We start from the raw sequence: 21,756 nt of genomic DNA on the forward strand, positions 1-21,756 counted from the left end.
TTCCCTATGCGTTTGCCTGGCGGAGGGTTTCTTCACGTGTCGCGGCAACCGCGACGCCCGCTTGCTGCATGTCGGCAATGGCTTGGATGGCCCCCTCCTCGCTGATGGCTCGGCAGGCCGGGAGGTGAATGATCACCCTGAAGCCAGCAGCCGCCAGTTGCAGGGCGGTGGTCTTGACGCAGAAGTCCAACGCCAGCCCGCCGACAATGACCTGCTCCACAGCCTGGCCTTTGAGGTACTCGATCACCCCGGTGGACAGCTTGCCGTGCAGGTCGTGGTAGCAGGCGCCGTACGGGTGCAGATCCGGCTCGACACCCTTCCAGACGAAATAGTCGTAGTCGTACGGGGTCGGTAGCTGATCCAGCAGGGCGAAGCCTTCGGTGCCGGGAACGCAGTGGCTGACCCAGGTAATGTCGGCGTGCTCGAGCCCAGTCGGCACGAACATCTGTGTGTGATCGGCGACCACCCACGGGGCCAGGGGCGAATGAGCGTCCTTGCTGCCAATGCGGAGGCTGGCCAGGGAGGCGATGAAATTCAGCTCACCGGCAATCTGGTCACCGCCCGGCACTGGAAGCTCATCAGGGCACAGCGGCGTGAAGCTCTTTTGCGCATCGACATCGAAGGAAGCGGTTTTCCGGGTCAGGCTGTTCATGCTGGGTTTCTCCTCTTCATGGTCACGAGAGTACATAAGGTGTACTTTCATAACAAGCCATTTTCAGAAATTATTTCTGATGAGCCATTGATGCGCCATTAATGCTTAGTTCTAATAAATCAGCACGAAGCATATTTTCATCAAAAAAATTTTGCTGATAGAGTACACGTCATGTACCGAAAGAGGATGAAGCGATGTTCGAGATTGCCCTTTATGGTGGCGCCTTCAATCCCCCTCACGCCGGTCACGCCCAGGTGATGATCGAGGCCTCACGCCAGGCCAGGCGCGTGCTGGTGGCCCCCAGCTTCCGGCATCCCTACGGCAAGCAAATGGTCGACTATGACGTTCGCCTGAACTGGCTGGAATCGATCGTCGAGAACGTCCAGCCACTGTGCTGCGCCGAAGTGCGTGCGAGCCGGGTGGAGCAGGTCGTCGCCCGTGGCGTCGAAGGCGCCATCTACAGCTACACCCTGCTCGCTCACCTCGCCGACAGCCTGGCCCTGGACGGCAAGCGGATCGCGTTGGTGGTGGGCCAGGATGTCGCGGATCTGTTGCCGACGTTCTATCGCGGCCAGGAATTGCTGGAGCGGTTTTCCATCCTTCGCGTGGAGGAAAAGATCCACGTGCGCAGTACGGTGGTTCGCGAACGACTGGCGTTGGGCGAGCCGCTGCCCATCGACTGGATGGCACCCGGCATGAACCCGTTAAACTATGGCCTTTACGCTACCCACGGAAATCGACATGCCCACTAGCACAGCCCCTGCGCGCGGTTATCTGCACACCATCGACCTCTGTGTGCTGCGCTTTTGCCGGGAGACCCAGGCGCTGGAAATCCTCCTGAACCGACGGGAAGCCGAGCCGTTCGCCGGCCATTGGGCGCTGCCCGGGATCGTGGTCAATGGTGACGTCGAAGACCTCACGCTGAACGACGCCGTGGAGCGCCTGCGCAATTCAAGCAAAGTCGGCATGCCACTGGCCTGGATCGAACAAGTCGGCACCGTCGGCGACGCGTTCCGCGATCCGCGCTGCTGGTCGTCCTCGACGTTCTACCTGGCGATTGTCAGCGAAGCGGTCCAGCTCGCCGAACACCAAGGATTCTTCTCCCTCAAGGACGTCGCTGACGCCTCGATCAAACTCCCTTTCGATCACAACAGCCTGGTGGCCACGGTCCAGGAACGGTTGCTGTCCAAAGCCCTCTACAGCAGCCTGCCGCTGATGTTCCTTGGCCCGGAATTCAGTGCGCCGGAAGCGGTGGGCATTTTCTCCGTGGTGCTCGATCGGCCGGTGCTCAAGACCAGCATGCGCCAGCGTTTGCTGAAGATGACCGAGGCGGGTTATCTGCAGGAAACCGGCCGCAAAAAAGCCGGCGATGGCGGACGCCCGCAACGCACGGTGGAAAATCTCAAACCGGCCAGCGTTTATCTGTTTGATCGGTGTTTTCTGGAGTAGCGTTTAGCGGGCAAGGGCGAATGCTGGCGCTATCCGCTCCTGCTCGCTAGCGGCAATCCCCAGATAGCGCGCAACCTTGGGCCACTTCCTGACGACGCCCTGGAACCTCTCGATGTCCAGCATTCAGCGGGGAGGCCAGTAACGGCCGATTCGATCACTCCGGCCCAGCAGTAAAGACCTTGCCAGGGTTCATCAGCCCCGCCGGGTCCAGCGTGCGTTTGATGGCACGCATCAGCTCCATTTCCAGAGGATCCTTGAAACGGACCGCCGCGTCGGGTTTGGCTTGCCCCAGTCCATGTTCAGCGCTGATGCTGCCATTGAAGGTACTCGTCATCCGGTAGATGACTTGCATGATCGCGTGTTCGCGGGCCTTGAACGAGGCGTCTTCATCGCCGACCGGCTTGCTGATGTTGTAGTGCAGGTTGCCGTCGCCCATGTGGCCATAGGAAACGATGCGCACACCCGGGAAGTCCTGTTGCAGGGCTTTGTCTGTGCGTTCGATGAATTCGGGTATGCGGCTCACGGGCACGCTGATGTCGTGCTTGAGGCTCGGACCTTCGTGATTCTGCGCCTCGGAAATACCTTCGCGCAGCGCCCACAATGCGGCGGCCTGCGCCTGGCTGCCGGCCAAAACTGCGTCGATGACCCAACCGCGTTCGAAGGCATGGGCCAGTCCGTTTTCCAGCAACGCAGCCAAGGGGGCGTCGGAGACCGTGTCGCGCAGTTCTATCAAGGCGTACCAAGGGTGCTTCGATTCCAGGGGATCCGTGCAACCGGCCACATGGTCCAGGACGAAATCCAGGCTCTGACGCGACATCATCTCGAAGCCCGTCAGGCGGTCCGCGCACAAGCTGCGCACGTGGCCGATCAAGTCCACCGCCGCTTGTGACGAGGGCAGCGCGACCCAGGCTGTCGCCGTGCTGTGGGTTGCTGGAAACAGCTTCAGCACCGCCGCGGTGATGATGCCCAACGAGCCTTCCGAGCCGATGAACAAATGCTTGAGATCGTAGCCGGTGTTGTCCTTGCGCAGCCCACGCAAACCGTTCCAGATTCGTCCATCCGGCAGGACCACCTCAAGCCCGAGGGTCAGCTCGCGCATGTTGCCGTAGCGCAGCACCGCCGTGCCGCCGGCGTTGGTCGCCAGATTGCCGCCCACCGTGCAACTGCCCTCCGCTCCCAGCGACAAGGGGAACAGACGACCGGCCTGGCTGGCGGCTTCCTGTAGGTGCTGCAGAATCACCCCGGCCTCGACCGTGATGGTTTCATTGGCCAGGTCAATTTCACGGATGCGTTTCATGCGCGTCAAAGACAACACTACCTGGCTGCCGGAAGCATCCGGAATCGAGCCACCGCACAAACCGGTATTGCCGCCCTGGGGCACCAGCGCCACCCTGGCCTCGTGGCAAAGCCGCACCACTGCGGCCACCTCCTCGGTCGTGGCGGGCCGGACCACCAACGCGGCCTGGCCTTGGTAGGCGTTGCGCCAGTCGGTGAGATAACTGGCCATGAGGGCCGGATCGCGCACCACGCCCGCAGCGCCGACCACCTGCTCGATGCTGTGGATAAACTCAGCACTCATCGCCATGCCGGGCTCCTCGTCGACCTGATCACGGGCGCCGCCCGATCTCGATCTGGTCCGCCGTCCATCCCGCCACGCGTTCGCTCAAGGACAGCCCAAGGCCAGGCCGAGTGGGCACCAGCATGCGTCCTTCGCGGGTTTCCATGCGTTCGTTGAACAACGGCTCCAGCCATTCGAAATGTTCGACCCACGGCTCGCGACTGTAGGTGGCGGCCAGATGGATGTGCAGTTCCATGGCAAAATGTGGCGCAATCATCAGCCCCGCTTGTTCGGCCGCTGCCTGCACTTTCAGGTAAGGCGTGATGCCGCCGACACGCGGTGCATCGGGCATCAGGTAATCGGCGGCGCGCAGCTTGATGAATTCCCAGTGCTCGGCGACGCTGGTGAGCATTTCGCCGGTGGCGATCGGCGTGTCGAATTGCTGGGCCAGCGCAGCGTGACCTTCGGCGTCGTAGCAGTCCAGCGGCTCCTCGATCCAGACCAGGTTGTATTGTTCCAACTGGCGGCACATGCGCTGCGCGGTGGGGCGGTCCCACTGTTGGTTGGCATCGACCATCAAGGGGAAACCATCCCCCAAGTGTTTGCGAATGGTGCTGACCCGGTGCAGATCCAGCGCCTGGTCAGGCTGGCCGACCTTGAGCTTGATGCCACCGATACCCTTCTCCCTAGAGATGTCTGTATTGATCATTAATTGATCAAGCGGCGTGTGCAGGAATCCACCCGATGTGTTGTAGCACTGGACAGAATCACGATGAGCGCCCAGCAAACGCGCCAGGGAAAGATTGGCCCGCTTGGCTTTCAAGTCCCACAGGGCCACATCGAATGCACCGATCGCCTGGGTCGCCAGGCCGCTGCGCCCAACCGAGGCACCCGCCCAGCAGAGCTTGTCCCAGAGCTTGGCAATATCGCTGGGATTTTCGCCGATGAGGCTGGGGGCGAGTTCCTGGGCATGGGCAAATTGCCCAGGGCCACCGGCGCGCTTGGAATAGCTGAACCCCAGGCCACGGTGGCCGTCCCTGGTTTCGATTTCCACAAACAGCATGGCGATTTCGGTCATGGGTTTTTGCCGACCGGTCAGCACCTTGGCGTCGCTGATGGGGTTGGCCAGCGGCAGGAATACCGAGGCCACGCGCACCCAGGCAATGCGGTCCTCGTCGGCGGAAGACAGTTGAGGCTTGTCTTGCATGGCTATGCTCCGAACGTTTGGGTTCTGCTGCTGCAACACAGGCGCGTTGCAGCAGCCGATGCGATGGGCTAGCTGCGCATCAATTCAATGGCCGCACTTTTACGGTTGCGAATGACCGTCACCAGGTGCCAGGAGATGGACGCGGCGGCCAGGATGAGGAAACCCGCCGAGATGGGATTGGTCAGGAAGCCGCCGAAGTTGCCATCGGACAGCATCAACCCGCGGCGCAAGTTGGTTTCGGCCATCGGACCGAGGATGAAACCGATGATGAACGGCGCAATCGGCAACCCGGCCTTGACGAACCCGTACCCCAGCAAGCCAAACAGCAGCACCGCCCAGACGTCGAATATCCGGCTGTTCAGGCCAAAGGCGCCGACCACACAGAGCACCAGGATAATCGGCAGCAGGATGTGCTTGGGCACCGCCAACAGTTTGATGAACATGCGCAGGCCATAGAACTCCAGCACCAGCATGAGCACCGAAGCGAGGATAAGCGCGGCGAAAATCGAGTAGACCAGAGGCGCCTGGCTGATGAACAGCAGCGGCCCGGGCTGGAGGCCGTGGATCATGAAACCGCCGAGCATGACCGCCGTGGTGGTATCACCGGGAATGCCTAGCGTCAGCAATGGAATCATCGCTCCGCCAATGCCGGCATTGTTTGCCGTCTCGCTGGCGACCACACCGTCGATCTTGCCCTTGCCGAATTCTTCAGGGGTTTTGGAGCGCTTCTTGGCCACGATGTAGGAAACGATATTCGACGTACCGGCACCGATACCGGGCAGGATACCGATGCCCAGGCCAATCACGGACGAACGGGTGGCGTTGGGCAACTGGCCGATGAACTCCTTGATCGAAAAACCAAAACCTTTCACACCTTTCATGCTGATGTGCTGAGGTCTGGCCCGGTGGCTCAGGCGCGCGCTCTCGGCGAACTTCAACACTTCGGCGACGGCGAACATGCCGATCATGACCGTGAGCATGGCGAAGCCGCCATTGAGGCTCGGCAGGTCAAAGGTAAAGCGACGGATGGCCTCGACCGGGGCGATCCCCACGGTGGAGAAGGCAAAACCCAGGGCCCCGGCAAACAAACCTTTGACCAGCGAGCCGGTGGACAACGTGGCGATCAACGTCAGCGAGAAAATCGCAATAGAGAAATATTCGTGCGGGCCAAAGCTCAGGGCCAGTTCCGCCAGGATCGGGGCGATGAACATCAGCGCCGCGATACTGAATATCGTGCCGAGGAACGAGAACACCACGCCAATCCCAAGGGCCTTCACTCCATGGCCTTGCTGCATCAGTGGCCAGCCATCGAACGTCGTCGCGATGGAGGCCGGCGTTCCCGGTATGTTGAGCAATATCGCCGATATCAGCCCTCCCGAGGTGGCGCCCACGAACAAAGCCACCAGCAGTGCCAGGCCAGGACCGGGCCCCATCGAGTAAGTCAGCGGCAAGCACAGTGCGATCGCCATGGTGGCCGAGAGGCCGGGCACCGCTCCAAAAACGATCCCCACCGCAACGCCGAGGGTGATCAACAGAAAAACGTAGGGTGTCAGTACGGCTGCGAAGCCTGTTTGCATGAGCTCAATCATGGCCGTCCCCTAGAAATCCAATAAACCGACAGGCAGGAGCAAGTCGAAGCCATGACGAAAGATGTAAAAAATCAGGACAGCCGAAACGACCGCGATCAGCGTGTATCGCAGGTGCTTGACCTTTTCGTCCGCCGGGGTCAATACGATGAACTGGGCATAGAGATAGAGCGCAGTGGTGATCAAAAAACCCACCGGTTCCATCAGCGCCGTGTAAAGCAGCACCAATGCCAGGGATTTGATGACAGTTGGGTAATCGATCGCCTCGGGCTTTTCCGCAGGTTCGGCACTTTTGTCCGGCAGTTTCCGCCAGGCCCATAACTGCAACGCACCCAACAGGCACAGCGCGACGGCGAGAACCAACGGTACAAACGCGGCATCGACCGTCCCGCGACGCGGCAGGTTCAGGGTCAATACCAGATAAGCGATGCCGGCGCCGAGCATGGCCAGGCCGGCGATCAGCTCGTTTCTCTTATAGGAATCCATACAGGCTCCTCTTGCTTGGAAGGACGGGGCGTCGGGTGCTAGCCAGCGCGGCACGCACCCGAACCGTTACGCAAAATTATTTGGCTTTACGCATCTCGTCCTTGAACTGCATGAAGCTGTCGCGGGTTTTGTTCAACGTGGCGATCGCTTCTTCGGTGCCTTGGAAGCTGATCGGCTGCTTGAAGGACTTTTTCAGCTCCTCGGCGTACTCAGGCTCTTCGGTGATTTTCTTCATGGTGTCGGCCATCTTCTTGACGATGGCGGGGTCGGTGCCTTTCGGAAAGGCGACGACGTAAGGCTTGTCCAGCACCAGGTCCACGCCTTGCTCCTTGAAGGTCTTGACGTCGCCCAGCAGCGCATTGCGCTCGGCGTTAGGCTGGCCCAGGGCGGACATCTTGCCGCTGGAGATGTAATCCTGGACCGAGCCATAGCTGATCGCACCGAGGTCGATGCGCTTGCCCAGCAAGGCAACGATTTTTTCCGAGACGGTGCCGCTGTCGACCATTTTCAGCTTCACGCCGGCGAGCTTCTCGAACATCAGGCCTTGCAGGTGCGAAAAGTTGCCCATCTCGGTGCCGTAGGTGATGGTGCCGGGCTTGGCCTTGGCCTTCTCGATCAACTGATCGAGGCTGTCGATGCCCGAGCTTTTCGCCGAGACAAACACCGCGCCTTTGTCGACGCCAGCGATGCAGGAAATATCGAACGCATCGAAACGGTCTTCGGACAGCCCCGCCACCTCGTTGACGATCAACTGGCCGGTGTGGGTAAACAGAATGGTGTTGCCATCGGGCGTTGCGCTCTTGACCGCATCGGCGGCGATGGTGCCGCCCCCACCGGCCATGTTGGTAACGACCATGGCCTTGCCGGTCACCTTGGTGAAGTACTTGGCCATCATCCGTGCGTTGAAATCAGTGTCACCGCCGGCGTTGGCGATTACCACGACCTGTACCGGACGAGTTGGCCAGTCGACGGCTTCGGCCGCCATTGCACTGCCGGCGGTCAGGCTCAGAAACGAGGCGATTAAAGAGGCGCAGAGTGTTTTCTTCATTATTGTTCTCCGGGTGCTGCGATTCATTGTGTGGTTGAGGTTGCGCGAGAAACGGACACACCCAGTGCTAACGCCTGATGGAACAGGCGAAGGCGCTTGGATGTGGAAAACGAGGCGTTCTGTAGTAGCTGCGAGCCCGCGTGGGCCATTTCGGACAGGAAAGAAAGCGTTCGGCGCACGGCGCTAAAGCGTGAGGCCGGAGGACTGCATACCCTTTGGGCGGTAAATGCAGAAAACATGACTGCACCTTTCATTTTTATTATTTTCTTATGTCATACGTTGTCGTATGACTTGATATCAACACCTCTACTCCCTGTTGTCAACGCAGTTGTTCCGGACCTACCACGAATGCGACGAACAGGACCGGGTAAAAACCGAATCGAGTCATTGCGCTGATCCTCAAAAGGAAACGCCGTTTAATGTGCGCCCATAAAAAAACCCCCTGGAGTCAGGGGGTTGGTTCGGGAAGAGCTGAGCTCCGGACCGTCTCGCCGGGGCGCACCCCGCGTGACGTTCTTACTCAACCGTGACCGATTTCGCCAGGTTACGCGGCTGGTCCACATCGGTCCCCTTGAGTACCGCCACGTAGTACGACAACAATTGCAGCGGGATCGTGTAGAGGATCGGCGACAGAATGTCGTGAATGTGCGGCATGTGCACAACGTGGGTGCCTTCGCCGTTGGTCATGCCAGCCTTCTCATCGGCGAAGACCACCAGTTGGCCACCACGGGCGCGGACTTCCTGCAGATTGGACTTCAGCTTTTCCAGCAGCTCATTGTTCGGCGCGACGGTTACCACCGGCATGTCGTTATCCACAAGCGCCAGCGGGCCGTGCTTGAGTTCGCCGGCCGGGTAGGCTTCGGCGTGAATGTAGGAAATCTCCTTGAGCTTCAGCGCCCCTTCCATCGCCACTGGGAATTGCGCACCGCGGCCCAGGAACAGGGTGTGGTTCTTCTCAGCGAACAGCTCGGCGATTTTTTCCACAATGCTGTCCATGGCCAAGGCTTCACCCAGGCGAGCCGGTAGACGCCGCAGTTCTTCCACCAGCTTGGCTTCGACGCCCTCCGCCAGCGTGCCGCGCACCTGGCCCAGCGAAAGGGTTAGCAACAGCAAGCCCACCAATTGCGTGGTGAACGCCTTGGTCGACGCCACGCCGATTTCGCGACCGGCCTGAGTCAGTAAGGTCAGGTCGGATTCGCGCACCAGCGAGCTGATGCCGACGTTGCAGATCGCCAGGCTGGCGAGGAAACCCAGTTCCTTGGCATTGCGCAGCGCGGCCAGGGTGTCGGCGGTTTCACCGGACTGGGAAATGGTCACGAACAGGGTATCAGGCTGCACGACGACTTTGCGATAGCGGAACTCGCTGGCGACTTCGACCTGGCAAGGGATACCGGCCAGCTCTTCAAGCCAGTAACGCGCAACCATGCCGGCGTGGTAACTGGTGCCGCACGCCACGATCTGCACATTGCGCACCTTGGCGAACAGCTCGGCCGCTTGAGGGCCGAAGGCCTGGACCAGCACTTGATCCTGGCTCAGCCGACCTTCGAGGGTGCGCTGCACAACGGCCGGCTGCTCGTGGATCTCCTTGAGCATGTAATGGCGGAACTCGCCCTTCTCGGCAGCTTCGGCGCCGTCGCGGTATTGCACGACCTCGCGCACCACTTCTTTGCCGTCAAGGTCCCAGATCTGCACGCTATCACGACGAATTTCGGCGATATCGCCCTCTTCCAGGTACATGAAGCGGTCAGTGACCTGACGCAGCGCCAGTTGATCGGAAGCCAGGAAGTTCTCCCCCAGGCCCAGGCCGATCACCAATGGGCTGCCGCTGCGGGCCGCTACCAGGCGATCCGGTTGTTTCGCGCTGATCACCGCCAGGCCATAAGCGCCATGGAGTTCCTTGACAGTGGCCTTGAGCGCCACGCTCAGGTCCACCAGGTCCTTGAGCTTATGATTGAGCAAGTGAGCGATGACTTCGGTGTCGGTGTCCGAGGTGAACACATAGCCGAGTGCCTTGAGTTGCTCGCGCAGGGCTTCATAGTTCTCGATGATGCCGTTGTGCACCACCGCCAGGTCGCCGGAAAAATGCGGATGGGCATTTCGCTCGCATGGCGCGCCGTGGGTGGCCCAACGGGTGTGGGCGATGCCCAGGCGACCGATCAGCGGCTCGGCATCCAGCGCTTGTTCCAGTTCACTGACCTTTCCCGGGCGCCGCATGCGCTCAAGCGTCTCGTCGTTGGTGAATACCGCCACACCGGCACTGTCGTAGCCGCGATATTCGAGACGCTTGAGACCTTCCAGCAAGATGGCCGTGATGTTGCGTTCAGCAACGGCGCCGACAATTCCACACATGCTATTTCTCCTGGCTGACAGACGCGCAGATGACATTGATGCCGCGGGCCTGGATCTGATCGCGTGCCTCCACGGGCAGGCGATCATCGGTAATGAGGGTATGGACGCTGCTCCACGGCAGTTCCAGGTTGGGAATCTTGCGGCCGATCTTGTCGGCCTCCACCATCACGATCACTTCGCGGGCGACCTCAGCCATTACACGGCTCAGGCCCAGCAGTTCGTTGAAGGTGGTGGTACCTCGAACCAGATCGATGCCATCGGCGCCGATGAACAACTGGTCGAAATCGTAGGAACGCAGGACCTGCTCGGCGACTTGTCCCTGGAACGACTCGGAGTGAGGGTCCCAGGTGCCACCGGTCATCAACAGCACCGGCTCATGCTCCAGTTCGCTCAAGGCGTTGGCGACGTGCAGGGAATTGGTCATCACCACCAGGCCCGGCTGTTGGCCGAGTTGCGGAATCATGGCCGCCGTGGTGCTGCCGCTGTCGATAATGATGCGCGCGTGCTCGCGGATCCGCTTCACGGCGGCCCGGGCAATGGCTTGTTTGTACTTGGAGACGGTTTGCCCGTTATCGGCCACCAACTCCTGCGGCATCGGCACCGCACCACCGTAGCGACGCAGCAGCAGGCCATTGGTTTCCAAGGCGGCTAAATCCTTGCGAATCGTAACCTCCGAGGTTTCGAAGCGCTTGGCCAGTTCATCCACACTGACCTCGCCCTGCTCTTGGAGCAACGCAAGGATGTTATGACGGCGCTGTGGCGTGTTGCGTTTCGACATGATGGCTTAAGTTTCGATTCGAAAGATAACGTAAGCAATCAAAACCTATTGAAGCGATGTCGTCAAGGCGCGGGGAGAAAAATTCAGAAAATTGCGCAAATCGAATGTGGGAGCGTGCTTGCTCGCGAAGGCTTTGGTTCAGCAACGACCAATCGGCTGGACCAATGCCTTCACGAGCAAGCCCGCTCCCATAGAAGGATTGTGGATAACTTTAGGACTTGTCGATTTTCTCCGGCCGCTTCCAGCCGTCGATATTACGCTGGCGCGCACGCCCTACCGCCAGTTGCCCGTTATCCACATTCTGGGTGAGGGTCGAACCGGCTGCCGTGGTCGCACCGCTAGAGATATCCACAGGAGCCACCAAGGAATTGTTCGAGCCAATGAAGACGTCTTCGCCCAATACCGTTTTCCACTTATTGGCACCATCGTAATTGCAGGTGATGGTTCCGGCGCCAATGTTGGTGCGCGCACCGACTTCAGCGTCACCCAGGTAGGTCAGGTGCCCGGCCTTGGCGCCTTCGCCCAGGTGGGCATTCTTCAGTTCAACGAAGTTACCCACATGGGCACGGGCTTCCAGCACGGAGCCTGGACGCAAGCGGGCAAACGGGCCGGCGTCGCTGCCCTCGCCCATGACCGCGCCGTCGAGATGACTGTTGGCCTTGATCACCACGCCTTTGCGTAGGGTGCTGTCCTTGATCACACAGTTCGGGCCAATGATCACGTCGTCTTCGATGACAACCTTGCCTTCGAGAATGACATTGATGTCGATGACCACATCGCGACCTACGCTGACTTCACCGCGTACATCAAAACGGGCAGGGTCGCGCAGCGTCACGCCTTGGGCCATCAGGCGCCGGGCGGCGCGCAATTGATAGTGGCGCTCCAACTCGGCCAGTTGCCGGCGGTCGTTGGCGCCCTGCACTTCCATGGCATCCAGCGGCTGCTCGGTGGCGACGACCAGCCCGTCCGCCACCGCCATCGCAATGACGTCGGTCAGGTAGTACTCGCCCTGGGCATTGTTGTTCGACAGGCGACTCATCCAGTCACCCAGACGCTCGGCCGGCACCGCAAGAATGCCGGTGTTGCCCTCGGTGATTGCTCGCTGGGCCTCGTTTGCGTCCTTTTGCTCAACGATCGCCATCACCTGGCCGTCGGTGTTGCGCACAATGCGGCCATAGCCGGTAGGATCATCCAACTCCACGGTCAGCAAGCCCAACTGCTGTGGCGCGACATGCTTGAGCAAGCGCTGCAAGGTGTCGACTTCGATCAGCGGCACATCGCCGTAGAGAATCAGCACCGTATCGGCCTTGATGAACGGCACGGCCTGGGCTACCGCGTGGCCGGTACCCAGTTGCTTGTCTTGCAGGACGAAATTCAGGTCGTCCGCCGCCAGGCGTTCGCGCACCGCATCGGCACCGTGACCGATCACCACATGAATGCGCTGCGGATCAAGTTGCCGTGCGCTGTGGATAACATGACCGAGCATGGAATTGCCGGCGACCGGATGCAACACCTTGGGCAACGCCGAACGCATGCGGGTGCCTTGGCCGGCCGCGAGGATAACGATTTCGAGAGACATGACTGGCTACCAATCCTGGGTGGTCAGCGGCTGCGACCAGGTAATGAGTGTCGGAAAAAGAAAAAAGGGTAGCCGAGGCTACCCTTTTTAATCAATCACACAGAAAGCTGACGGCTTAGCCGCCGAACTTCTTGCGGATCTGCTGGACGGTGCGCAGCTGGGCTGCGGCCTCGGCCAGACGTGCGGCAGCAGAACCGTAGTCGAAGTCCGCGCCCTTTTCATGCAGAGCCTTCTCGGCGGCCTTGACGGCCTCCTGAGCGGAGGCTTCGTCCAGGTCGGCAGCACGTTGCACGGTGTCGGCAAGAACCTTGACCATGTTCGGCTGAACCTCGAGGAAACCACCGGAGATGTAGAACACCTCCCGTTCCCCGCCCTGCTTGGTCAGAGTAATCGGACCTGGCTTCAAGCTGGTGATCAGCGGTGCGTGACCCAGGGCGATACCAAGATCACCCAGCTCACCGTGCGCAACCACAAACTCGACCAGACCGGAGAAGATTTCCCCTTCCGCACTGACGATATCGCAATGGACTGTCATAGCCATCTGATTGCCTCAACCTAAATTAGCGCCCGTTGCCGGGCGCCGGGATTACAGTTTCTTGGCTTTCTCGATCGCTTCTTCGATGCCGCCGACCATGTAGAACGCTTGTTCTGGCAGGTGGTCGTAGTCACCGTTGAGGATGCCTTTGAAGCCAGCAATGGTGTCTTTCAGGGAAACGTATTTACCCGAGGCACCGGTGAAGACTTCAGCCACGAAGAACGGTTGCGACAAGAAGCGTTGGATCTTACGAGCGCGGGATACCAACTGTTTGTCGGTTTCCGACAGTTCGTCCATACCCAGGATCGCGATGATGTCCTTCAGCTCTTTGTAGCGCTGCAGCACGTACTGGACGCCGCGAGCGGTGTCGTAGTGCTCCTGGCCGATCACGTTCGGGTCCAGTTGGCGGGAAGTCGAGTCCAGTGGGTCTACCGCTGGGTAGATACCCAGGGAAGCGATGTCACGGGACAGAACGACGGTGGCGTCCAAGTGGGCGAAGGTGGTCGCTGGCGACGGGTCGGTCAAGTCGTCCGCTGGTACGTATACCGCTTGGATCGAGGTGATCGAACCTTGCTTGGTCGAAGTGATGCGCTCTTGCAGCACGCCCATCTCTTCAGCCAGGGTCGGCTGGTAACCTACTGCCGAAGGCATACGGCCCAGCAGTGCGGATACTTCGGTACCGGCCAGGGTGTAACGGTAGATGTTGTCGACGAACAGCAGAACGTCGTTACCTTCGTCACGGAACTTCTCGGCCATGGTCAGGCCGGTCAGGGCTACGCGCAGACGGTTTCCCGGCGGCTCGTTCATCTGGCCGTAGACCAGTGCCACTTTGTCCAGAACGTTGGAATCCTTCATCTCGTGGTAGAAGTCGTTACCCTCACGAGTACGCTCACCCACACCGGCGAACACGGAATAACCGCTGTGCTCGATGGCGATGTTACGGATCAGTTCCATCATGTTTACGGTCTTGCCTACACCGGCACCACCGAACAGACCGACTTTACCGCCCTTGGCGAACGGGCAAACCAGGTCGATAACCTTGATGCCTGTTTCCAGCAGCTCGTTGCCACCGGCCTGTTCAGCGAAGGATGGCGCAGGACGGTGAATGCCCCAACGCTCTTCGGTATCGATCGGGCCAGCTTCGTCGATCGGGTTGCCCAGTACGTCCATGATCCGGCCCAGGGTCGCTTTACCGACCGGTACGGAGATGGCTGCGCCAGTGTTGTTGACGTCCAGACCGCGCTTCAAGCCTTCGGTGGAGCCCATCGCAATGGTACGAACCACGCCGTCGCCCAGCTGCTGCTGAACTTCCAGGGTGGTTTCGGCGCCTTGAACTTTCAAGGCGTCGTAGATGCTCGGTACGCTGTCGCGTGGGAATTCCACGTCGATAACGGCGCCGATGATTTGAACGATACGTCCGCTACTCATAGCTGGATCCTCTGAATATTTGAACCGTTAAACCGCGGCAGCGCCGCCGACGATTTCCGAGATCTCTTGGGTGATCGCAGCCTGACGCGCCTTGTTGTAGATCAGCTGCAAATCGCTGATCAAATCACCGGCGTTGTCGGTAGCGTTCTTCATCGCGATCATCCGCGCCGCTTGTTCAGCTGCGTTGTTCTCGACCACCGCCTGGTAGACCTGCGACTCCACGTAGCGGACCATCAAGCCGTCGAGCAGCTCCTTGGCATCCGGTTCGTAGAGATAGTCCCAGTGGTGCTTGAGTTCCTGTTCCGGGGTCGCCACCAGTGGAATCAACTGCTCCACGGTCGGCTGTTGCGTCATGGTGTTGATGAACTTGTTGGATACCACGGACAGGCGGTCGATCCGGCCTTCCAGGTAAGCATCCAGCATCACCTTGACGCTGCCGATCAGGTCATTGATCGACGGTTCTTCACCCAGGTGGCTGATAGCAGCGACGACGTTGCCGCCGAAGTTGCGGAAGAAAGCCGCACCCTTGCTACCGACCACGCACAGATCGATCTCGACGCCTTGTTCGCGGTTTACCGCCATGTCCTTGACCAGGGCCTTGAACAGGTTGGTGTTCAAGCCACCGCACAGACCACGGTCACTGCTCACCACAACGTAACCGACGCGCTTGACGGCGCGGTCGATCATGAACGGGTGGCGGTATTCCGGGTTGGCGTTGGCCAGATGACCAATCACCTGGCGGATGCGCTCCGCATAAGGACGGCTAGCAGCCATGCGCATTTGTGCCTTGCGCATTTTGCTGACCGCCACTTTTTCCATGGCGCTGGTAATCTTTTGCGTGCTTTTGATGCTCGCAATCTTACTGCGAATCTCTTTTGCGCCTGCCATGTAACACCTATCAGGTTAGCAAGCGGGAGCCTTGCGGCTCCCGCTGCGGCTTACCAGGTTTGGGTGGCCTTGAACTTCTCGATACCGGCTTTGAGGCCAGCGTCGATTTCGTCATTGAAGTCACCTTTAACGTTGATCTTGGCCATCAAATCGGCGTGATCGCGGTTGAAGAAAGCGATCAGCGCTTGTTCGAAGCTGCCGATCTTGGCGATTTCAATGTCAGTCAGGAACCCACGCTCAGCGGCATACAGCGACAGCGCCATGTCAGCGATCGACATCGGTGCGTATTGCTTCTGCTTCATCAGCTCGGTAACGCGCTGACCATGCTCAAGTTGCTTACGGGTCGCTTCGTCCAGGTCAGAAGCGAACTGGGCGAATGCCGCCAGTTCACGGTACTGGGCCAGGGCGGTACGGATACCACCGGACAGCTTCTTGATGATCTTGGTCTGAGCGGCACCACCTACACGGGATACCGAAACACCGGCGTTCACAGCAGGACGGATGCCCGAGTTGAACATGGCCGATTCCAGGAAGATCTGACCGTCGGTGATGGAAATCACGTTGGTCGGAACGAACGCGGAAACGTCGCCAGCCTGGGTTTCGATGATCGGCAGGGCGGTCAGGGAACCGGTCTTGCCAGTCACTGCGCCGTTGGTGAACTTCTCTACGTACTCTTCCGAAACGCGGGATGCGCGCTCCAGCAGACGGGAGTGGAGATAGAACACGTCGCCTGGGTAGGCTTCACGGCCTGGTGGACGGCGCAGCAGCAGGGAAATCTGGCGGTAGGCCACTGCTTGCTTGGACAGATCGTCATAAACGATCAGCGCGTCTTCACCGCGGTCGCGGAAGTATTCGCCCATGGTGCAACCGGAGTACGGTGCCAGGAACTGCAGGGCAGCCGATTCGGAGGCGCTGGCGGCAACGATGATGGTGTTGGCCAGTGCACCGTTTTCTTCCAGCTTGCGAACCACGTTGGCGATGGTCGATTGCTTCTGACCGATTGCCACGTAGACGCAGAAGATACCGCTGTTCTTCTGGTTGATGATCGCGTCGATCGCCAGAGCGGTCTTACCGATCTGACGGTCACCGATGATCAGCTCACGCTGGCCACGGCCGACTGGGATCATGGCATCGACAGCCTTGTAGCCAGTCTGTACAGGCTGGTCTACCGACTTACGCCAGATCACGCCAGGAGCAACTTTCTCGACCGCGTCGGTCTCGGTGTTGTTCAGCGGACCTTTGCCGTCAACTGGGTTACCCAGTGCGTCGACTACGCGACCCAGCAGTTCCTTACCGACTGGAACCTCGAGGATGCGGCCGGTGCACTTGGCGCTCATGCCTTCAGCCAGAGTCGTGTAAGCGCCCAATACCACGGCACCTACAGAGTCTTGCTCCAGGTTGAGGGCCATACCGTAGACGCCGCCCGGAAACTCGATCATCTCGCCGTACATGACGTCGGCCAGACCGTGAATCCGCACGATGCCGTCAGATACGCTGACGACAGTGCCTTCGTTACGGGCTTGGGAGGTCACATCGAGCTTTTCGATGCGGCCCTTGATAATTTCACTTATTTCGGAAGGATTGAGTTGCTGCATTGCTCTGCTGCCCCTTCAAACTCAAGATTTCAATGCTTCGGCAAGTTTCGCGATTTTGCCGCGAATCGAGCCATCGATAACCAGGTCGCCGGCGCGGATTACAACGCCCCCTATCAGGGACTTGTCTTCCTCGACTTGCAGGCGCACTTCCCGGTTGAGTCGTGCACTGAGAACCTTGGCGAGTTTGTCTTGCTGTTCTTGGTTCAATGCAAAAGCACTGGTCACTTCCACGTCTACCGACTTCTCTTGTTCGGCCTTGTACAGGTCGAAAAGAGCGGCGATCTCCGGCAGAAGCGGGAGACGGTCGTTTTCGGCAACGACGTGAATGAAATTCTGTGCCTTGGCATCGAACTTGTCGCCGCACACGTCAATGAACGTGGCGGCCTTTTCTGCGCTCGTCAGTCGCGGGGCCTTGAGCACGCGCTGCATGGTGTCGTCTTGCGACACCGCTGCTGCCAGGCCGAGCATGGCTGACCAATTGGCCAGTTGCTGGTGGGCCTGAGCGTGCTCGAAGGCCGCCTTAGCGTAAGGTCGGGCCAACGTGGTCAGTTCTGCCATGATCGCCCTCGCTTAGATTTCAGCAGCCAGTTGGTTTACCAGCTCTGCGTGCGCGTTTTGATCGATTGTGGCACCCAGGATCTTCGAAGCACCGCCAACGGCCAGGCTACCCACTTGGGCGCGCAGCGCGTCTTTGACGCTGTTGAGTTCCTGTTCGATCTCGGCTTGAGCCTGAGCCTTCACACGGTCAGCTTCGACGCGAGCCTGTTCACGGGCTTCGTCGACAATCTGCGTACCGCGCTTCTTGGCTTGCTCGATGATTTCAGCTGCCTGAGCTTTCGCTTCGCGCAGTTGCTGACCCACTTTCTCATGGGCCAACTCCAGGTCGCGAGCTGCTCGGCTGGCAGCGTCCAGACCATCAGCGATCTTCTTTTGACGTTCGTGCAATGCCGCAATGACCGGAGGCCATACGAACTTCATGCAGAACAGTACAAAAATCAGGAACGCAACGGACTGGCCAATCAGGGTCGCATTAATGTTCACGCCAACACCTCGCAGTTACGTTGTCCATCACACCAAATTACCCGGAAAATCCGAGTAATCAGCCAGCGATCTGACCAACGAACGGGTTCGCAAAGGTGAAGAACAGAGCGATACCAACACCGATCATGGTTACGGCGTCGAGCAGACCGGCAACGATGAACATTTTGACTTGCAGCATTGGAACCATTTCTGGCTGACGCGCGGCGCCTTCCAGGAACTTGCCGCCCAACAGGCCGAAACCAATTGCGGTACCCAGTGCGCCCAGGCCGATCAACAGTGCAACAGCGATAGCGGTTAGACCAACTACAGTTTCCATCTTTCCTCCCGACTTTTACGTCGTATGGTTTAGGTTTTTTAGATTAAAGCGGTAAAACAAATCGTTTCATCGAGCCCGTTCGGGCCCCTTCCCGTTTGACCGGGAAGGACATCAGACTAGTCGAGACTGGCCTTAATGGTTTTCTTCGTGCGCCATCGACAGGTAGACGATGGTCAGCATCATGAAGATGAACGCCTGCAGGGTGATGATCAGGATGTGGAACACAGCCCACGCCCATTGCAGCACCACGCCCAGGCCGCTGAGCCAGAGCAGGCCGCTGCCGAACATCACAGCGATCAGGATGAACACCAGCTCGCCGGCATACATGTTGCCGAACAGACGCAGGGCCAGGGAGATTGGCTTGGCGATCAGGGTCACGAACTCCAGGAGGAAGTTCACCGGGATCAGCAACGCTTGAACGAGGATGTTCTTGCTGCCGAACGGGTGCAGGGTCAGTTCGCCGATGAAGCCGCCGATGCCCTTGACCTTGATGCTGTAGAAAATGATCAGTGCGAACACCGAGAACGCCATGCCCAAGGTCGCGTTCGGGTCAGTGGTCGACACGGCGCGGAACGGGATGTGAGCATCGCCGGAGATCAGGATGGCCAGTTGAGGAATCCAGTCGACCGGTACCAGGTCGATGGCGTTCATCAGGAACACCCAGACGAAGATGGTCAGTGCCAGCGGTGCAATCACCGGGCTACGGCCATGGAAGCTGTCTTTCACGCTGCCATCGACGAATTCGACCAATACTTCAACGAAGTTCTGCAGTGCACCAGGCTGACCGGAAGTCGCTTTCTTGGCCGCCATGCGGAAAAGAAGGACGAAGATCAGACCCAACGCGACCGACCAGCCGAGGGTATCGACGTGGAAAGCCCAGAAGCCCATTTCCTTGGCTTCTGCTGCGGTGTGAGCAAAGCCCCAGCCGCCATTGGGTAGCTGCCCGAAGGTCAGGTTCTGCAAGTGGTGCTGGATATAGCCCGAAGCGGTTGTCTCTGCCATGGTTGCCTCAAACGCCCTAAGGTCTCGAAAGTCTTGTTCTCATTAGCAGGGGAGCGAACCAGCTGACCATCTGGGTCAGCAGGAACACGCCGAATACCGCCAGCGGCGCCAGTGGCTTCACACCTGCGAACGTCAGCGCAAACAGCACTGCCGTCAAAATCAATTTCCCCGCCTCACCGGCATAAAAAGACCGGACGATGGCTTGGGCTGCTCGGGCGCCGGAAAACCGAAATGCCCTGTGAGCGAAGTAAATATTGGGAAGCAAGGCTATCAGGCCTCCGCAAAGACCCGAGTATCCGGCGACGACTCCCTTCCATTGCCAAAGCGCCAACGCGGCGATCAGTACAACGACGAACTGGGCCATCAACACCGGGAAAACGGCCAGACGATGGAACGGCAAGCGGTTTGGCGTGCGTGTTTCCATCGCTTTTGCTCTCCAATGGTCGGCTGCCTGAATTCAGTAACTTGGCATAATTTGTGCCGACAAAATGCGCGCAGAGTATAGGGGCGGTTCTGCCCCTATTCAACCTTCAGGTAGTGATTTCCGACTGCGCGCTACAAGAGCAATTGTTTCAGCGAATGTGCGCAAGAACACCTTGCAGCTCATCAAGGGAGTTATAGCCGATCACCAGTTGCCCTTTGCCCTTCTTTCCGTGGCGAATCTGCACCGCAGAGCCTAGGCGCTCGGCCAGGCGCTGCTCCAGGCGAGCGATATCCGGATCGGGTTTTGCCGCTTCGACAGGCGCAGGTTTACCACTCAACCACTGACGGACCAGTGCCTCGGTTTGGCGCACGGTCAGCCCGCGTGCGACAACATGTCGCGCCCCTTCAACCTGTTGATTTTCCGGCAAACCGAGCAATGCACGGGCATGACCCATTTCCAGGTCGCCATGGGACAGCATGGTCTTGATGACTTCGGGCAAGGCAATCAATCGCAGCAGGTTGGCCACCGTCACCCGGGACTTGCCCACCGCTTCGGCGACTTGCTGTTGGGTCAGCTGGAATTCTTGCTGCAGACGTTGCAGGGCCACGGCTTCTTCGATCGGGTTGAGGTCTTCGCGCTGGATATTCTCGATCAGCGCCATGGCAATGGCGGTTTCGTCCGGCACATCACGGACCATCGCAGGAATGGTTTCCTGCCCGGCCTGCTGACTGGCGCGCCAGCGGCGTTCGCCAGCGATGATTTCGAAACGTCCGTCGGCGATCGGCCGCACAACGATCGGTTGCATCACGCCCTGGGTCTTGATCGACTGTGCCAGCTCTTCCAAGGCCTGCGGGTCCATGTCCCGGCGCGGCTGGTATTTGCCGCGCTGGATCAGGTCAAGGGGCAAATGTTGCAGTTCGCGCTGATCGGCCTGCACGGCCTGCTCTTCCAGCGAACTGACAGTCGGACCGCTGAGCAGCGCATCCAGTCCACGTCCGAGACCTCGTTTCTTGACGGCCATGGGGTTTCCTTAAGTTGGCTGGGCTGCAGCGATGCGTGGTTGGCGGCGCTGACGGCGAACCATCTCGCCCGCCAGGGCCAGGTAGGCCAGCGCACCACGGGATTGTTTGTCGTAGGCCAGGGCCGGCATGCCGTAGCTCGGCGCTTCGGCCAGGCGGATGTTGCGTGGGATGACCGTGTCGTAGAGCTGCTCGCCGAAATGCTCCTTGAGCTGGGCGGAAACGTCGTTCATCAGGCTCAGGCGCGGATCGTACATGGTCCGCAACAGGCCCTCGACCTTCAGCTCAGGGTTCAGCAATTCGGCGATTCGCTTGATGTTATCCACAAGGTCGCTCAACCCTTCCAGGGCGAAGTACTCGCACTGCATGGGGATAATCACCCCATCGGCCGCCACCAGGGCGTTGAGGGTCAGCATCGACAGCGATGGCGGGCAATCGATCAGGATGTAGTCGTAGTTTTCCCGGATCGGCGCCAAGGCGCTGCGCAGACGGCTTTCCTTCATCTGCATTTCCAGCAGCACCACTTCGGCCGCCGTCAGGTCACGGTTGGCCGGCAGCAGTTGATAACCGCCGTGTTCGGAGAAGTGCATGGCCTGGCCCAGATCGCATTCGCCGATCAGGACATCGTAGATGGAGTTTTCCAGGCCATGTTTATCCACACCGCTACCCATGGTGGCGTTGCCCTGTGGATCGAGATCGATCAACAGCACCCGGCGCTTGGTCGCGACCAGGGATGCTGCGAGGTTGATGCAGGTGGTGGTCTTGCCCACACCACCTTTCTGGTTCGCTATCGCGAATACCTTAGCCATTCTTGCT

General features: G+C 59.4%; 22 protein-coding genes. 2 read left to right on the forward strand and 20 right to left on the reverse strand.

What is annotated here, in order from left to right; all coding sequences use genetic code 11:
* Positions 1-4: 4 nt before the first annotated feature.
* Complete coding sequence (locus VQ575_RS26950) at positions 5-652, reverse strand: nicotinamidase (RefSeq protein ID WP_045154586.1); 648 nt, start codon at positions 650-652, stop codon at positions 5-7.
* A 194-nt stretch (positions 653-846) separates the two neighbouring features.
* Here VQ575_RS26950 and VQ575_RS26955 point away from each other — a divergent pair, with 194 nt between their 5' ends.
* Together VQ575_RS26955 and VQ575_RS26960 are read left to right on the forward strand one after the other, a co-directional pair.
* Entirely contained in the window at positions 847-1,404 is a 558-nt protein-coding gene (locus tag VQ575_RS26955; protein ID WP_045154587.1) for an adenylyltransferase/cytidyltransferase family protein, read from the forward strand.
* Entirely contained in the window at positions 1,394-2,101 is a 708-nt protein-coding gene (locus tag VQ575_RS26960) for an NUDIX hydrolase (protein ID WP_039593204.1), read from the forward strand. Before VQ575_RS26955 ends, VQ575_RS26960 begins: the two co-directional genes overlap by 11 nt.
* 154 nt (positions 2,102-2,255) lie before the next feature.
* Here VQ575_RS26960 and VQ575_RS26965 read toward each other — a convergent pair whose 3' ends face one another.
* The 19 genes from VQ575_RS26965 to VQ575_RS27055 form a co-directional block, all read right to left on the reverse strand.
* Positions 2,256-3,680 (reverse strand): FAD-binding oxidoreductase, encoded by a 1,425-nt coding sequence (locus VQ575_RS26965; RefSeq protein WP_411829992.1) that lies wholly within the window; start codon positions 3,678-3,680, stop codon positions 2,256-2,258.
* Between the two features lie 28 nt (positions 3,681-3,708).
* Positions 3,709-4,866 carry an L-talarate/galactarate dehydratase gene (locus VQ575_RS26970; RefSeq protein WP_325918768.1) on the reverse strand — a complete coding sequence of 386 codons (1,158 nt, stop codon included), beginning with the start codon at positions 4,864-4,866 and terminating at the stop codon, positions 3,709-3,711.
* A 68-nt stretch (positions 4,867-4,934) separates the two neighbouring features.
* Complete coding sequence (locus tag VQ575_RS26975; RefSeq protein ID WP_039593201.1) at positions 4,935-6,455, reverse strand: tripartite tricarboxylate transporter permease; 1,521 nt, start codon at positions 6,453-6,455, stop codon at positions 4,935-4,937.
* 9 nt (positions 6,456-6,464) lie between these two features.
* Positions 6,465-6,938 carry a tripartite tricarboxylate transporter TctB family protein gene (locus VQ575_RS26980; protein WP_039593200.1) on the reverse strand — a complete coding sequence of 158 codons (474 nt, stop codon included), beginning with the start codon at positions 6,936-6,938 and terminating at the stop codon, positions 6,465-6,467.
* Positions 6,939-7,014: 76 nt separating this feature from the next.
* A complete protein-coding gene (locus VQ575_RS26985; RefSeq protein ID WP_325918769.1) occupies positions 7,015-7,986 on the reverse strand; it encodes a tripartite tricarboxylate transporter substrate binding protein in 972 nt (323 codons plus the stop codon).
* A gap of 516 nt (positions 7,987-8,502) precedes the next feature.
* Positions 8,503-10,335: a glutamine--fructose-6-phosphate transaminase (isomerizing) gene (gene glmS, locus VQ575_RS26990; RefSeq protein ID WP_039593185.1), complete on the reverse strand. Its 1,833-nt coding sequence runs from the start codon at positions 10,333-10,335 to the stop codon at positions 8,503-8,505.
* A 1-nt stretch (position 10,336) separates the two neighbouring features.
* Entirely contained in the window at positions 10,337-11,116 is a 780-nt protein-coding gene (locus VQ575_RS26995) for a DeoR/GlpR family DNA-binding transcription regulator (protein WP_196304732.1), read from the reverse strand.
* A 208-nt stretch (positions 11,117-11,324) separates the two neighbouring features.
* On the reverse strand, positions 11,325-12,692 hold the full coding sequence (gene glmU / locus VQ575_RS27000) for a bifunctional UDP-N-acetylglucosamine diphosphorylase/glucosamine-1-phosphate N-acetyltransferase GlmU (protein WP_325918770.1): 1,368 nt from the start codon (positions 12,690-12,692) through the stop codon (positions 11,325-11,327).
* A gap of 115 nt (positions 12,693-12,807) precedes the next feature.
* The gene (locus VQ575_RS27005; RefSeq protein WP_039593182.1) at positions 12,808-13,233 is read right to left on the reverse strand and encodes a F0F1 ATP synthase subunit epsilon; all 426 of its coding nucleotides are present in this window, start codon (positions 13,231-13,233) and stop codon (positions 12,808-12,810) included.
* A gap of 45 nt (positions 13,234-13,278) precedes the next feature.
* The gene (gene atpD / locus VQ575_RS27010) at positions 13,279-14,655 is read right to left on the reverse strand and encodes a F0F1 ATP synthase subunit beta (RefSeq protein WP_039593181.1); all 1,377 of its coding nucleotides are present in this window, start codon (positions 14,653-14,655) and stop codon (positions 13,279-13,281) included.
* Between the two features lie 27 nt (positions 14,656-14,682).
* Positions 14,683-15,543, reverse strand: coding sequence for a F0F1 ATP synthase subunit gamma (gene atpG, locus VQ575_RS27015; protein WP_030139034.1), 861 nt, complete (start codon positions 15,541-15,543; stop codon positions 14,683-14,685).
* Positions 15,544-15,593: 50 nt separating this feature from the next.
* A complete protein-coding gene (gene atpA, locus VQ575_RS27020; RefSeq protein WP_024777788.1) occupies positions 15,594-17,138 on the reverse strand; it encodes a F0F1 ATP synthase subunit alpha in 1,545 nt (514 codons plus the stop codon).
* 21 nt (positions 17,139-17,159) lie between these two features.
* The gene (locus VQ575_RS27025) at positions 17,160-17,696 is read right to left on the reverse strand and encodes a F0F1 ATP synthase subunit delta (RefSeq protein WP_003187192.1); all 537 of its coding nucleotides are present in this window, start codon (positions 17,694-17,696) and stop codon (positions 17,160-17,162) included.
* Positions 17,697-17,708: 12 nt separating this feature from the next.
* Complete coding sequence (locus VQ575_RS27030) at positions 17,709-18,179, reverse strand: F0F1 ATP synthase subunit B (protein ID WP_030139033.1); 471 nt, start codon at positions 18,177-18,179, stop codon at positions 17,709-17,711.
* Between the two features lie 58 nt (positions 18,180-18,237).
* Complete coding sequence (gene atpE, locus VQ575_RS27035; RefSeq protein WP_003097235.1) at positions 18,238-18,495, reverse strand: F0F1 ATP synthase subunit C; 258 nt, start codon at positions 18,493-18,495, stop codon at positions 18,238-18,240.
* A gap of 132 nt (positions 18,496-18,627) precedes the next feature.
* Entirely contained in the window at positions 18,628-19,497 is an 870-nt protein-coding gene (gene atpB, locus VQ575_RS27040; RefSeq protein WP_039593180.1) for a F0F1 ATP synthase subunit A, read from the reverse strand.
* Positions 19,498-19,513: 16 nt separating this feature from the next.
* A complete protein-coding gene (locus VQ575_RS27045) occupies positions 19,514-19,921 on the reverse strand; it encodes a F0F1 ATP synthase subunit I (RefSeq protein ID WP_039593179.1) in 408 nt (135 codons plus the stop codon).
* A gap of 148 nt (positions 19,922-20,069) precedes the next feature.
* Complete coding sequence (locus VQ575_RS27050; protein ID WP_039593178.1) at positions 20,070-20,942, reverse strand: ParB/RepB/Spo0J family partition protein; 873 nt, start codon at positions 20,940-20,942, stop codon at positions 20,070-20,072.
* 9 nt (positions 20,943-20,951) lie between these two features.
* Positions 20,952-21,749 (reverse strand): ParA family protein, encoded by a 798-nt coding sequence (locus VQ575_RS27055; protein ID WP_039593177.1) that lies wholly within the window; start codon positions 21,747-21,749, stop codon positions 20,952-20,954.
* Positions 21,750-21,756 lie beyond the last annotated feature (7 nt).

Source organism: Pseudomonas frederiksbergensis (assembly GCF_035751725.1).
Classification (GTDB): Bacteria; Pseudomonadota; Gammaproteobacteria; order Pseudomonadales; family Pseudomonadaceae; genus Aquipseudomonas; species Aquipseudomonas frederiksbergensis_A.